The organism is Caballeronia sp. HLA56, assembly GCF_054655155.1.
Genome location: NZ_BAAHOB010000006.1, coordinates 185122 through 199147, shown reverse-complemented (window position 1 = coordinate 199147; position 14026 = coordinate 185122). Strand labels below are relative to the sequence as shown.

At 62.8% G+C, this 14026-nt stretch carries 11 protein-coding genes; 4 read left to right on the top strand and 7 right to left on the bottom strand.

Features of this window, described 5'->3' with window-relative positions; genetic code table 11:
* Positions 1-98: 98 nt before the first annotated feature.
* The 4 genes from prpF to prpB all read right to left on the bottom strand — a co-directional run bounded on the left by prpF (position 99) and on the right by prpB (position 6226).
* Positions 99-1283, bottom strand: coding sequence for a 2-methylaconitate cis-trans isomerase PrpF (prpF, locus tag ACYQ47_RS35320; RefSeq protein WP_459909714.1), 1185 nt, complete (start codon positions 1281-1283; stop codon positions 99-101).
* A gap of 36 nt (positions 1284-1319) precedes the next feature.
* Entirely contained in the window at positions 1320-3917 is a 2598-nt protein-coding gene (gene acnD / locus ACYQ47_RS35315) for a Fe/S-dependent 2-methylisocitrate dehydratase AcnD (RefSeq protein WP_459909712.1), read from the bottom strand.
* 173 nt (positions 3918-4090) lie between these two features.
* Complete coding sequence (prpC, locus tag ACYQ47_RS35310) at positions 4091-5257, bottom strand: bifunctional 2-methylcitrate synthase/citrate synthase (protein ID WP_459909710.1); 1167 nt, start codon at positions 5255-5257, stop codon at positions 4091-4093.
* Positions 5258-5281: 24 nt separating this feature from the next.
* Positions 5282-6226 carry a methylisocitrate lyase gene (gene prpB, locus ACYQ47_RS35305; RefSeq protein ID WP_459909708.1) on the bottom strand — a complete coding sequence of 315 codons (945 nt, stop codon included), beginning with the start codon at positions 6224-6226 and terminating at the stop codon, positions 5282-5284.
* Positions 6227-6372: 146 nt separating this feature from the next.
* Between prpB and prpR the strand changes: the two genes are divergently transcribed.
* Positions 6373-8319, top strand: coding sequence for a propionate catabolism operon regulatory protein PrpR (gene prpR / locus ACYQ47_RS35300; protein WP_459909706.1), 1947 nt, complete (start codon positions 6373-6375; stop codon positions 8317-8319).
* 305 nt (positions 8320-8624) lie between these two features.
* Here prpR and ACYQ47_RS35295 read toward each other — a convergent pair whose 3' ends face one another.
* From ACYQ47_RS35295 to ACYQ47_RS35285, 3 genes are read right to left on the bottom strand one after another with little or no spacing between them, the layout of a single operon-like run.
* Positions 8625-8780, bottom strand: a complete 156-nt coding sequence (locus ACYQ47_RS35295) for a spore coat protein U domain-containing protein (RefSeq protein ID WP_459909704.1) — start codon at positions 8778-8780, stop codon at positions 8625-8627.
* Entirely contained in the window at positions 8741-9418 is a 678-nt protein-coding gene (locus ACYQ47_RS35290; protein ID WP_459909702.1) for a spore coat protein U domain-containing protein, read from the bottom strand. Before ACYQ47_RS35290 ends, ACYQ47_RS35295 begins: the two co-directional genes overlap by 40 nt.
* Positions 9381-10157 carry an SDR family NAD(P)-dependent oxidoreductase gene (locus ACYQ47_RS35285; protein WP_459909700.1) on the bottom strand — a complete coding sequence of 259 codons (777 nt, stop codon included), beginning with the start codon at positions 10155-10157 and terminating at the stop codon, positions 9381-9383. The genes ACYQ47_RS35290 and ACYQ47_RS35285 overlap by 38 nt, the downstream gene beginning before the upstream one ends.
* Before the next feature lie 157 nt (positions 10158-10314).
* On the opposite strand from ACYQ47_RS35285, the gene ACYQ47_RS35280 reads away from it, so the two are divergent.
* The 3 genes from ACYQ47_RS35280 to ACYQ47_RS35270 are packed head-to-tail and all read left to right on the top strand — an operon-like array spanning position 10315 to position 14011.
* The gene (locus tag ACYQ47_RS35280; protein ID WP_459909698.1) at positions 10315-11400 is read left to right on the top strand and encodes an isocitrate/isopropylmalate dehydrogenase family protein; all 1086 of its coding nucleotides are present in this window, start codon (positions 10315-10317) and stop codon (positions 11398-11400) included.
* Positions 11401-11445: 45 nt separating this feature from the next.
* Entirely contained in the window at positions 11446-13239 is a 1794-nt protein-coding gene (locus ACYQ47_RS35275) for an IlvD/Edd family dehydratase (RefSeq protein WP_459909696.1), read from the top strand.
* A 10-nt stretch (positions 13240-13249) separates the two neighbouring features.
* Positions 13250-14011: an SDR family oxidoreductase gene (locus ACYQ47_RS35270; protein ID WP_459909933.1), complete on the top strand. Its 762-nt coding sequence runs from the start codon at positions 13250-13252 to the stop codon at positions 14009-14011.
* Positions 14012-14026: the final 15 nt, after the last annotated feature.

The window sequence follows — 14026 nt, the reverse complement described above, 5'->3', positions numbered from 1 at the left end:
TTTACTCGACGCCGCGTGGAAGCACGGGGTGTCTTTCTACCGGAGAATCTCATCCGATACGAACAGGACGAGTCGCCGACAATCGACGCTTAGCCGTTCTAATCGAACGGAACGCGCACATGCCCTTCCATGAGCACGCGCGCGCTGCGGCTCATCATCGCCTTCGTGACCTGCCATTCGCCGCCCGCTTTCACCGCCTCGGCGCCGACGCGCAACGTGCCCGACGGATGCCCGAACCGCACCGACTGACGCGCGCCGCCGCCCGCCGCGAGATTGACGAGCGTGCCGGGAATCGCCGCCGCCGTACCGATGGCGACCGCCGCGGTGCCCATCATCGCGTGATGCAGCTTGCCCATCGACATCGCGCGCACGAGCACGTCCACGTCCTCCACCCCGACCGCCTTTCCACTCGATGACACGTACGCCACCGGCTTCGCGACAAACGCCACCTTCGGCGTGTGCTGGCGCTGCGCGATTTCATCAAGGCTCTTGATGAGACCCATGCGCAGAGCGCCGTGTGCGCGGATCGTTTCAAAGCGCTCGAGAGCGGCTTCGTCGCCGTTGATGGCGTCCTGCAGCTCGGTGCCCATGTAGCCGATGGCCTCCGCATCCAGAAAAATGGTCGGAATGCCCGCGTTGATCATCGTGGCCTTCAGCGTCCCTACGCCCGGGATGTCGAGGTCGTCCACCACATTGCCGGTGGGGAACATCGAGCCGCCCGAGCCTTCCTCCTCCGCAGCCGGATCGAGGAACTCCAGTTGCACTTCGGCGGCCGGGAAGGTTACGCCGTCGAGTTCGAAGTCGCCCGTTTCCTGCACGGCACCGTTTGTCATCGGCACATGCGCGATGATGGTCTTGCCGATGTTCGCCTGCCAGATGCGCACGATCGCGACGCCGTTATCCGGCACGCGGTCCGAATCGACCAATCCGCCGCTAATGGCGAACGGACCGACCGCTGCCGACAGGTTGCCGCAGTTGCCGCTCCAGTCCACGAACGGCTTGTCGATGGAGACCTGACCGAACAGGTAATCGACGTCGTGATCGTGGCGCGCGCTCTTCGACACGATGACCGTCTTGCTCGTGCTCGATGTCGCGCCGCCCATGCCGTCGATCTGCTTGCCGTACGGATCGGGGCTGCCGATCACGCGCATGAAGAGGGCGTCGCGCGCGGCGCCTGGAACGCGTGCCGCTTCGGGCAGATCATTCAGCCGGAAAAAGACGCCCTTGCTGGTGCCGCCGCGCATGTAGGTGGCGGGAATCCGGATTTGGGGTGCGTATGCCATGTTTATCGATTCCTTATAAAGAGAGGGCCACGTGCGTCAGGCCGCTGCCTTCGACGACTCTAGGAAGTCCTGCGCGAAGCGCTGCAATACGCCGCCCGCTTCGTAGATCGAGACCTCCTCGGCCGTATCGAGCCGGCAGGTGACCGGTACCTGCAGACGTTCGCCGTTCTTGCGATGCACCACGAGCACAAGATCGGCGCGCGGCTTGCGCTCGCCGGTCACGTCGTAGGTTTCCGTGCCGTCGAGCGCGAGCGTCACGCGATTGACGCCTGCCTTGAATTCGAGCGGCAATACGCCCATCCCGATGAGGTTTGTGCGATGGATGCGCTCGAAGCCTTCCGCGACGATGGCCTCGACGCCCGCGAGCCGCACGCCCTTCGCCGCCCAGTCGCGCGACGAGCCTTGTCCATAGTCCGCACCCGCGACGATGATGAGCGGCTGCTTGCGCTCCATATACGTTTCGATGGCTTCCCACATGCGCGTGACCCGGCCTTCCGGTTCGATACGCGCGAGCGACCCCTTCTTCACCTGTCCGTCGATCACGGCCATCTCGTTGACGAGTGTCGGATTGGCGAAGGTCGCGCGCTGCGCCGTCAGGTGATCGCCACGATGCGTCGCGTACGAGTTGAAGTCTTCTTCAGGCAGGCCCATTTTCGCGAGATATTCGCCCGCCGCGCTGTTCGCGAGAATGGCGTTCGACGGCGACAGGTGATCGGTAGTGATGTTGTCGCCGAGCACGGCGAGCGGGCGCATGCCCTTGAGCGTGCGCTCGCCGGCCAGCGCGCCTTCCCAGTACGGCGGACGGCGGATATACGTGCTCTGGCCGCGCCAGTCGTAGAGCGGACTGATGGCGTCGCCGTTTGCTTGCGTGAGCGCGAACATCGGCTCGTACACTTTCCGGAAGTGCTCCGGCTTCACGCTCTGCGCGACGATTGCATCGATCTCGGCATCGTCCGGCCAGATGTCTTTCAGATACACCGGCTGGCCGTCCTTGCCCGTGCCGAGCACGTCTTTTTCGATATCGAAGTGGATAGTGCCTGCAATCGCATACGCGACCACGAGCGGCGGCGAGGCGAGAAACGCCTGCTTCGCATACGGGTGAATGCGGCCGTCGAAGTTGCGGTTGCCGGACAGCACGGCGGTAGTGTAAAGCTCGCGATCGACGATTTCCTGCTGGATGACCGGATCGAGCGCGCCCGACATGCCGTTGCAGGTCGTACACGCGAACGCGACGATGCCGAAGCCGAGCTTTTCCAGTTCCGAAAGCAGCGCGGCTTCCTGCAAGTACAGTTCGACCGCCTTCGATCCCGGCGCGAGCGACGACATGCCCCACGGTTTGCGCGCGAGACCTTGCGCGTTCGCATTGCACGCGAGGAGCGCCGCTGCGATCACGTTGCGCGGATTGCTGGTGTTCGTGCAACTGGTGATGGCAGCGATGATGACCGCGCCGTCCGGCATCTTGCCGGGCGTATCTTTCCACTCGCGCGCAATGCCGCGTTCGGCGAGTTGCGCGGTCGGCAGGCGCTTATGCGGATTCGACGGACCGGCCATGTTGCGCTCGACGCTCGACAGGTCGAAACGCAGAATGCGCTCGTATTGCGCGTGGTTGAGTGTGTCGGCCCACAGGCCCGCGGTTTTGGCATAGGTCTCGACGAGGCGGATCTGCGCTTCGTCGCGGCCCGTCAGACGAAGATACGCGATGGTCCGCTCGTCGATGTAATACATCGCGGCGGTCGCACCGTATTCCGGCGCCATGTTCGAGATGGTCGCGCGGTCGCCGAGCGTGAGGCTCGACGCGCCTTCGCCGTAGAACTCTAGGTACGCGCCGACGACTTTTTCGCGGCGCAGGAATTCAGTGAGCGCGAGCACGATATCGGTTGCGGTAATGCCCGGCTGGCGCTTGCCCGTCAGTTCGACGCCGACGATATCCGGCAGGCGCATCCACGACGCGCGGCCCAGCATGACGTTCTCGGCTTCGAGACCGCCCACGCCGATGGCGACGACGCCGAGCGCATCGACGTGCGGTGTGTGGCTGTCGGTGCCAACGAGCGTGTCGGGAAACGCGACGCCGTCGATCGAATGGATGACCGGCGACATCCGCTCGAGATTGATCTGATGCATGATGCCGTTGCCCGGCGGAATGACCTCGACGTTCTTGAATGCCTGCTTGGTCCAGTCGATGAAGTGGAAACGGTCTTCGTTTCTGCGGTCTTCGATGGCGCGGTTCTTTTGAAACGCTTCCGGATCGAAGCCGCCGCATTCGACGGCGAGCGAGTGGTCCACGATCAGCTGAACGGGCACCACAGGGTTCACCTTGGCGGGATCGCCGCCCTGATCGGCGATGGCGTCGCGCAGGCCCGCGAGATCAACGAGCGCCGTCTGGCCGAGAATGTCGTGACAGACGACACGGGCCGGGAACCACGGAAAATCGCGCTCGGTTTTGCGTTCTATCAATTGGCGCAGTGACGCATCGAGAATATCCGGGTCGCAGCGGCGCACGAGGTTCTCGGCAAGGACGCGTGAGGTGTAGGGCAGCGTGTCGTAGGCAGCGGGCGAGATGGCTTCGACGGCCGCGCGCGCATCGAAGAAATCGCACTGGGTGCCGGGCAGGGGCTTGCGGTTTGCAGTGTTCATGGCCGTGTCTCGCTCATCGCATGGTCTTTAACTGTAGACGCCATGCTCGAAGGTAAGGGTGGGGGCAGGTCGAATCGGTCTATATCGACCGGTAGTAAAAAGGCTCTGCTGCCGGGGGGCAACAGAGCATAACTCCGTGCGCTCTCAGGACGCAGAGGGACGAACGCAATCTCTCACTTACGGTCGGCTAGCGCTACGAAATCAAGGTTTTCTGGGCCAATATAATTGGCGCTGGGTCGAATAATTTTGTTGTCGATGCGTTGCTCGATGATGTGCGCGCTCCATCCCGCCGTGCGCGAGATGACGAAGAGCGGCGTGAACATGGCCGTGGGCACGCCCATCATGTGATACGAAACCGCGCTGAACCAGTCGAGGTTGGGGAACATTTTCTTTGCGTCGGCCATCACGGATTCGAGCCGTTCGGCGATGCTGAAGAGCTTGTTGTCGCCCGCTTCCTTCGAGAGCTTCTTCGCGACTTCCTTGATGACCTTGTTACGCGGATCGGAGATGGTATAGACCGGATGACCGAAGCCGATCACCACTTCCTTCTTCTCGACGCGTGCGCGAATATCGGACTCGGCTTCGTCGGGCGTTTGATAGCGCGATTGAATTTCGAACGCGACTTCATTGGCGCCGCCATGTTTCGGGCCGCGCAATGCGCCAATGCCACCCACGATCGCCGAATACATGTCCGAGCCCGTGCCCGCGATCACGCGAGTCGTGAACGTGGATGCGTTGAACTCATGTTCAGCGTAAAGATTGAGCGATACGTGCATGGCTTCGACCCACGATTTCGAGGGCTCCACGCCATGCAGCAAATGCAGAAAGTGTCCGCCGATGGAGTCGTCGTCAGTTTCGACTTCGATGCGCTTGCCGTTGTGCGAGTAGTGATACCAGTAGAGCAGCATCGAACCGAGCGAGGCCATCAGCTTGTCGGCGATATCCTTCGCGCCGGGAACGTTGTGATCGTCCTTTTCGGGCAGGATGGTGCCGAGCATGGATACGCCGGTGCGCATGACGTCCATGGGGTGCGCGGACGCCGGAATCCATTCGAGCGCGGCCTTGAGGTTTGCGGGCAAGCCGCGCAAAGCCTTGAGTTTTGTCTTGTACGCCTTCAACTCGGCGACGTTCGGCAGCTTGCCATGCACGAGCAGATACGCGATCTCCTCGAACTCGCTGGTGGTCGCGACATCGAGAATGTCGTAACCGCGATAGTGCAGGTCGTTGCCGGTCTTGCCGACTGTGCATAGTGCGGTGTTGCCTGCCGTCACGCCCGAGAGGGCGACCGATTTCTTCGGCTTGAAACCGCTCGTTGCGGTGCTGTTGTCTGCTTCGCTCATTACTCAGTCTCCTAAAGCTGGGGGTTATTTCTGCGCCGAAAACAACTGATCCAGCTTGTCTTCGTACGCGTGATAGCCGAGATATCGATACAGTTCGGCGCGCGTCTGCATCGTGTCGACGGCGGCTTTTTGTGTGCCGTCGCGCCGCACGGTCTCGTAGAAGTTGAGCGCGGCGGCATTCATTGCGCGATACGCGCCGCAGCAATAGAGCGCGATATCGACATTCGCGTCCTTCAGTTCGTCGGTCGTGAAGAACGGCGTCGAGCCGAACTCGGTCAGATTCGCGAGAATCGGCACGCCGACCGCCGCCTTGAAGCGCCGATAGTCGTCGAGTGTCTTCATGGCTTCGGGGAAGATCATGTCCGCGCCAGCTTCCACATAGGCCACCGCTCGCTCGATCGCGGCGTCGATACCTTCGGCGGCGGCCGCATCGGTGCGGGCCATGATCACGAAGGATTCGTCGGTGCGTGCATCGACGGCGGCCTTCACGCGATCGACCATCTCGCCCGTGGTGACGACTTCCTTACCCGGACGATGCCCGCAGCGCTTCTGTCCCACCTGATCTTCCATATGAATCGCCGCCACGCCCGCCTTGATGAACGAGCGGACCATGCGCGCGATATTGAACGCGCCGCCCCACCCGGTATCGATGTCGACCAGGAGCGGCAGCGACGACGCATCCGTGATGCGGCGCGCGTCGATCAGCACGTCTTCCATCGTGCTGATACCGAGGTCCGGCATGCCGAGCGAGTTTGCGGCGACGCCGCCGCCCGACAGATACAGCGCCTTGAAGCCGACGGCTTCAGCCATCTTCGCGGCATAGGCGGTGATCGCACCGACAACCTGCAAGGGCGATTGGTCCCGGACGGCGTTGCGGAACCGCGCGCCGGCGGTCTGTCCGAGTAAGGATTTTGAAATCACGTTGATGTCTCCGTAGAAGGCGCGGTTGTACTGCAAATTCTTTGCCATGCAAAAGCGCGCTCGTAACCCGCTGATTTTTATATAAATGCCAATTCGCACCGTGCGCACGCCTTTTCATAAGTGAAATTTCAATTTCGGAATGGGGATTCGCACGATATCCTGTCCGTCATTTCGAAGGTAATTGCAGGAGCAGCATGAAATCAGAATCCGCATCGCGTCCGCGCATCTGGGCGGTCGGCATCAGCCGGCTTCGGGACCTGTTCTTGGATGTCAGCAGCGAGTACGCCGACCGTGCCAACCTCGACGTGGTCGCGCTGGGTTATGAAGATGCCGTGGCGCGCATCGAGAGTGAGACCGGCGAGCGGCCGGACGTGGTGGTCGGCGGCGGATCGAACGGCGCGTATCTGAAATCGCGCGTCTCGGTGCCGGTGGTGATCATCAGCCCGACCGGCTTCGATGTCATGCATGCGCTCACGAAAGCGCGTCAGGGCGGCGCGCGGATGGCGCTTGTCACGCACGGTGAGACGCCGCAGGAGATTCGGCGCTTCTTGTCGACCTATGCCATCGACGTGGCCTGCGAATCGTATCGTTCGGCGGAGGATGCGGAAAATCTCGTGCATGACCTGCGCGACCGGGGTATCGATGTCGTGGTTGGGCCGGGCCTCGTGACCGACCTCGCCGTTCGTGCCGGCATGCAGTCGGTGTTCCTCTATTCGCGGACATCAGTGGCAGCCGCGTTCGAGACCGCGCTGGAAGTCGCGCAGGCGATGCGCCGCGAAATCGGGCGGCGCACGCGGCTCGATAACCTGTTACAGCATCTGCGCGATGGCGTCGTCGCGGTCGACGCAAATGGCTGTATCGAGGCCATTAATCAGCGTTTGCTGTCTGCGCTCGGGCTCACCGATGCTGCACGCATCGTGGGCCGTCCGCTGCTTGACATCGCGCCGGCACTAGGCAGTATCCTGCCTTCGGACGGCGAAGACCGAGTTGGCAGCGTGCGCGGTGTCAGCTACGCAATCCATTGTGGTCCGCTGGCGGGCGACGGCGCCTCCGGTGGCACGATCTACACGTTTCAGGAATCCCGCGCGGTGGAGCGGCTGGACCGGACGCTGCGCTCGCGACAAGGCGCGCAGGAATTCGTCGCGCGTTATCGGCTCGACGCGATCGTCGGGGAATCGGATGCGATGCAGCGCGTGAAGGCGCAGGTGTGCAAATACGCGACATCGGATGCGACGCTGCTGATTCTCGGCGAAAGCGGGACGGGCAAGGAAATGGTCGCGCAGAGCATGCATCAGATGAGCCGGCGGCAGGACTTTCCGTTTGTTGCGATCAATTGCGGCGCGTTTCCAGAGGCGTTGCTGGAGAGCGAACTATTCGGCTACGAGGAAGGCGCGTTCACGGGCGCGCGCAAGGGCGGCAAGGCAGGGCTGATTGAGGCGGCGCATCGCGGCACGCTGTTTCTCGATGAAATCGGCGAGATGCCGGCGTCGCTGCAAAGCCGGCTGCTGCGCGTGTTGCAGGAGCGTGAGGTCGTGCGGCTGGGCTCGACCGAACCGACGCGCGTGGATATCCGCGTGATCGCCGCCACGCACCGGACGCTCGCGCAAGGTGTGCAGGACGGCTCGTTCCGCGCCGACCTGTTCTATCGGATTAACATATTAAGCATCGCGTTGCCGCCGCTGCGGGCGCGCGCCGGCGATATCCTGCCGCTCGCGACGGAACTGCTTATGCAGGCTGCGAGCCGCGAGGTGGCGCTTGCGTTGCGCCTGCCGAACCGTGATGCCGTGAAGAAAGTGCTGGCGCCGCTCGACGGAGTGTTGAGCGCATATCGCTGGCCGGGGAATGTGCGGGAATTGCAGAACGTGATCGAGCGCGTGGCGGTGGAAATCGCGCATCTGCCCGAGAAAAACGGACGCGAGTCGAGGTTGTCACTGGAAGATTTCGCAGCGATCGCGCCCGAAGTCTGCGAACCGGCGCGAGACGACGATGCGAATTTGAGCCTGCGTCAGTTAAGCCGGACCGCCGAGGCGGATCAGGTGCGCGCGACGCTTGCCGAATTCGGCGGCGACCGCGATGCCGCATGCAAGGCGCTCGGCATCAGCAAGACAACGCTCTGGCGCAAGTTGAACGCAAAAAGGTAATTGTCGTCGTCCCTCGTGATTCTGGGATTTGTTTTACATAAATCTATTTGTGATAGTAATTAAATATCCTTTCTATACAAGCGATCGGTTCACCAAGTAGGCAACGATTGATCTCGTGGCCTGGACAACACTTTTTTCAGGGGCATCCATATGACCGCGTGCATGTTAGCCGTTGGTTAGTTTGCAATGAGAGAGTTAGATCGGTTACGAAGGATTTAGTGACGCAAGCTACCGAAGAACAGGCAAGCTAATGCGACATTAGCTTAGGTAGACGAGCGCGCTTAGATCAACACCGGACCTCAGACTCAGAACATCACCGTCGCGACCACCGTATCGCTATAACTGCCTGGCGGCGGTGTCGGTTGCGGCAGCACGCGCGAATACACCGGGATGGTTTGCGTCGCGCCGTTGCCGGTGCCGCTTACGGTCGTCGATCCCGAGTTGCCATCGCCCCAAGGCACGAATACGATGCGCTCGGATACAGCCCGTAGCCGATCTTGTCGCTGCCGCCGGCGAGCGTCATGTAGCGCGTCGCGGGTGTCGCGTTGACGCCGTTTCCCGCCGAAAGCGAGATGGCATACGCACCCGCATTGGTGCAGGCCACGGATAAGCTGCCCGCCGCCGTCAACGTCGAGGAGAGCAGACCCTTCGAGCCGAAGTCGATATTCGACGCCGAGATGGTGCAGTCGTTGATGACGTTTGCCGTCACGGGAAACGAGAAAGACCCGGATAAAACCGGAAGCGCGAGACAGTCGAGAAACGTGCCGGTGGTCGGCAGCGTCTGATAGCCGACGATCGCCGTGCTGCCGAACGTTACACCGAAGCTGCCCGCCTGCACGCTGGATTGTGACGGCAGTATCTTCCCGTACACAGTCACGGTCGTGTTCACCGCGCCCGCGTTCACCGGTAAATCGTAAAAGGCGGGAGCATAGGGACCAAAGGTCGAGCCGACCACGCTCGTGCCCGCCGAATCGCTATAGAGGTTGTATTGCAACGTGCTCACGCCGTTCGTCATGTAACGCGGCGCATAGCTCTTAACGCCGCCGCCAGTCCGCGCGACGCTATTGCGCGAGAAAGCCTCCGTCGACGGCCAGCACATGGCCCGTGACCATCGCCGCGGCCGGTGAAGCGAGGAACACCATCGCCGCCGCGACTTCCTGCGCGCTCGCCAGTCGGCCGAGCGGCGTCATCGCCTTGATGCGCGCTATCAGATCGGGCTCCCGGGTCAGCGCGGCAATGAATTGCGTATCGACGTAAGTCGGCGCCACCGCATTCACGCGGATGCCGTGCGGCGCCCATTCGACAGCAAGCGCCCTCGTCATGTTGATCACGGCGCCCTTGCTCGTCTGATACGAAATGTTCGGATAGATGCCGCCGCCGGACATGCCCATGATGGACGCCGTATTGACGATCGCGCCGCCTTCGCTTCGCTCAATCATGTGGCGCGCCGCTTCCCGCGCGCACAGGAACATGCCGGTGATATTCACGGACATCACCTTGTCCCACGCATCGCGACTCAGGTTCACCGCCGCGTCGCGAATCGCGATGCCGGCGTTATTCAGCAGCACGTCGATGCCGCCCTGCGTGCGCGCGATCTCATCGAGCACCGAGCGCACCTTATCTTCATCCGTCACGTCGAGAATGTATCGATCCCAGTTATCGCCTTCGTCATCCGAGTCGAGTCGCGCCAGCGCCGCCGCATCCTGATCGACGATGACCACCCGCGCACCCGCCTTGCAACACAGCCTGGCCGCCGCCAGCCCGATTCCCTGCGCGCCGCCTGTAATCAACACTACCTTCCCGTCCAGCCGAAACACGCTCATCGCATCCCACACCATTCGTCGCTCCCTTGTCATGTTCTCCCTCACTGTAACGCCGTCTCGAAGCTAGGTTAATATATCTATTGATATATTGGAAGGACGCTGGTAACTTGATTTGCATGCGGTCGGCTTACGACCGATCGCGTCGTCTTCCAACCAACCTGGCGTCTAAAACATGAACAAGTACGAGATTGCCGTAGTCCACGGTGATGGCATCGGCCCGGAAGTCTGTTCCGCAGCGGTGGAGGTGCTGAAGGCGCTTCCGGGCATCGGCGAGTTGAACTTCACCGAATATCCCGGTGGCGCCAACGAATATCTCAAGTCTGGCAGCGCGCTTCCCTCGACCACGCTCGAAGGCTGTCGCGCCGCGCACGCAACCTTGCACGGCGCGACCGGCATCCCCGGCGTCACTTACGCCGACGGCACGGAGACGGGCATCGAATTCGGCCTGCAGTTGCGTTTCGCGCTCGATCTGTTCGCGAACGTGCGGCCCATCCGCCTGCGCGAAGGCGTGCGTTCACGTCTCGCGGGCCGCAAGGCCGGCGATATCGACTACGTGATCGTCCGGGAGAACACGGAAGGCCTTTATGCGGCGCGCGGTTCCGGCGTGATTCTGCGGGACGAAACGGCCGTCGATACATTGGTCATGACGCGAAAGGGCATCGAGCGCGTCTGCCGATTCGCGTTCGAACTGGCGCGCACGCGCAACGGCGCGCCGGGCGACGGCAAGAAGCGCGTGACGTGTTGCGACAAGGCCAATGTGCTGCGGTCCTACGCGTTTTTCCGGCGCGTGTTCGATCAGGTCGCCGCGGACTATCCGGACATCGAGGTCGACTACGCCTACGCGGACGCCATGACGTGCTACATGGTCGAGCGTCCCGAGCATTTCGACGTGATCGTCACGGAGAACATGTTCGGCGACATCATTTCGGACCTGGCCGCGTGCACGGTCGGCAGCATGGGCATGTCGCCGTCGGGCGAAGTCGGTCTCGATCACGGCTTCTTCCAGGCGGCGCACGGTTCGGCGCCGACCATCGCGGGTCAGAACATCGCGAATCCGTACGGCAGCATCTTGTCGGCGGCCACGATGCTCGAATGGCTCGGCAAGCGACACGGCGACGAACGTCTGCGCGCCGGCGCGCGCGCGATGGAAACAGCGGTCGACGAGTCGTTGCGCCACGCGTCCGGCCTGACTCGCGATCTCGGCGGCGAGGCGAGCACGACCGACATCACGCATCGTGTGATCTCGTTGCTTCGCTAGTTCGATTCAAGACGTTTCTTCAGACGCGACCGAAAGGAGTAACCGATGCAAGACAAGGACGGCCGGCCGCTGCGTTCGCGCGCGTGGTTCGACAATCCGGAGAATCCGGGCATGACGGCGCTCTATCTCGAACGGCAGTTGAACTTCGGGCTGACGCGCGAAGAGCTTCAATCGGGCAAACCGATCATCGGCATCGCGCAGACCGGTTCGGATATCGCGCCGTGCAACCGGCATCATCTCGATCTCGCGAAGCGCGTGCGCGACGGCATCATCGCGGCGGGTGGCGTTCCGTTCGAGTTTCCGGTGCATCCGGTGCAGGAAACGTTGAAGCGGCCCACGGCATCGCTCGACCGCAATCTGCAATATCTGTCGCTGGTGGAAGTGTTGTACGGCTATCCGCTGGACGGTGTGGTGCTCCTGACCGGTTGCGACAAGACCACGCCCGCGCTATTGATGGGCGCGGCGACGGTGGATATTCCGTCGATCGTGCTGAGCGGCGGACCGATGCTCAACGGCTGGTGGAATCGCGCGCGGGCCGGCTCCGGCGTGGTGATCTGGGAAGCGAGAAAGCAGCAGGCGGCGGGCAAGATCGGCTACGACGAGTTCATCGACATCGTGACCGACGCCGCGCCATCCATCGGACACTGCAACAGCATGGGCACGGCGTCCACGATGAACGCGCTGGCGGAAGCGCTCGGCATGAGCTTGCCGGGCTGCGCCGCGATTCCGGCGGCTTACCGGCAGCGCGCGCAGATCGCCTACGCGACCGGTGCGCGCATCGTCGACATGGTGCGGGAGGATCTCAGGCCGTCGAAGATACTGACGCGCCAGGCATTCGAGAACGCCATCGTCGTCAATTCGGCGATCGGCGGGTCGACGAATGCGCCGATTCATCTCACCGCCATCGCGCGTCACGCAGGCATCGAATTGCCGCTCGCCGACTGGCAGCGCGTGGGTTATCGCGTTCCGCTGCTCGTGAACATGCAGCCGGCGGGCGAGTTTCTCGGCGAGGAATACTATCGCGCAGGCGGTTTGCCGGCGGTGATGAACGCGTTGCTCGATGCAGGACTGATCCACGGCGATCTGCTCACGGTCAATGGACGCAGCGTGCGCGAGAACGTCCAGGATGCGCGCATTCTCGATCCGGAGGTGATACGCACCGTCGCCGATCCATTGCTCAAGGACGCAGGCTTTCTGGTGCTGACGGGCAATCTCTTCGACGCAGCGATCATGAAGACGAGCGTGATCTCGCCCGCGTTTCGCGCGCGCTATCTGGACAATCCCGATGACCCGATGGCGTTCGAGGGCAGGGCGATCGTGTTCGATGGCCCGGAGGACTATCACGCGCGTATCGACGATCCCGCGCTCGCGATCGACGAAGACTGTTTGCTGGTGATGCGCGGCACGGGACCGCTCGGTTATCCGGGCGCGGCGGAGGTCGTCAATATGCAACCGCCCGCTGCGCTCCTCAAACGCGGCGTCGACGCGTTGCCTTGTCTCGGCGACGGGCGCCAGTCCGGCACGTCCGGGTCGCCGTCCATTCTCAACGCATCGCCCGAGGCGGCGGCGGGCGGCCGTCTCGCGCTACTGCGAACCGGCGACCGGTTGCGAATCGATCTGAACCGTGGCCGCGTCGACGTGATGATCGGCGACGACGAACTCGACGCGCGGCGGCGGGCGCTCGACGAAGCGGGCGGGTATCGCAGCCCCGCCAGCCAGACGCCGTGGCAGGAGATCCAGCGCAGTCTCGTATCGCAACTCGACGAAGGCATGGTGCTGAAACCAGCGGTCGGATATCAGCGCATCGCCGAGCAAGGACTACCGCGTGACAACCACTAACGTCAATACGATGAACATCGATAAAGTTGCAGTCATCACCGGCGCCGGATCCGGCATTGGCCGCGAAGTGGCCGTGGCGCTCGCTGAGGGGGGCTTCGCGGTCGCGCTCGCCGGGCGCCGCGCGGGTGCGCTCGAAGAAACCGCAGCGCGCTGCATGGCGGCGCGGCGCGATGCGCCAACCCTTTGCGTCCCGACCGACATCCGCTCGGCGGCCGCGGTCGAAGCGCTATTCGCGAACGTCGTCGGCAGATGGGGACGTCTCGATCTGCTGTTCAACAATGCCGGGGTCAGCCTTCCGGCGCAATCGATCGATGAAATGACCTTGGACGCGTGGCGCGATTCGATGGCGGTCAATCTCGACGGCGCCTTTCTGTGCGCACGGTCGGCGTTCTCGACGATGCGCGCGCAAGAGCCCCGCGGCGGCCGCATCATCAACAACGGTTCGGTATCGAGCCGTGTGCCGCGGCCGCGTTCCGTGGCGTACACCGTCGCCAAGCACGGCATTCGCGGACTCACGCGCAGCCTCGCGCTGGACGGCCGCCCATGGAACATCGCCTGTTCGCAGATCGACATCGGCAACGCCAGCACGGACATGACGACGCGCATGGGCGAGGGCGTGCTGCAGGCGGACGGCCGCATCGCCCCCGAGCCCACCATCGATGCGAGGCATGTAGCCGAGGCCGTGCGTTATATCGCCAGCCTGCCGCTCGACGCCAACGTACTCGACCTCACGATCATGGCGACCGCGATGCCGCTCGTCGGGCGTGGCTGACACACGAGGACCACG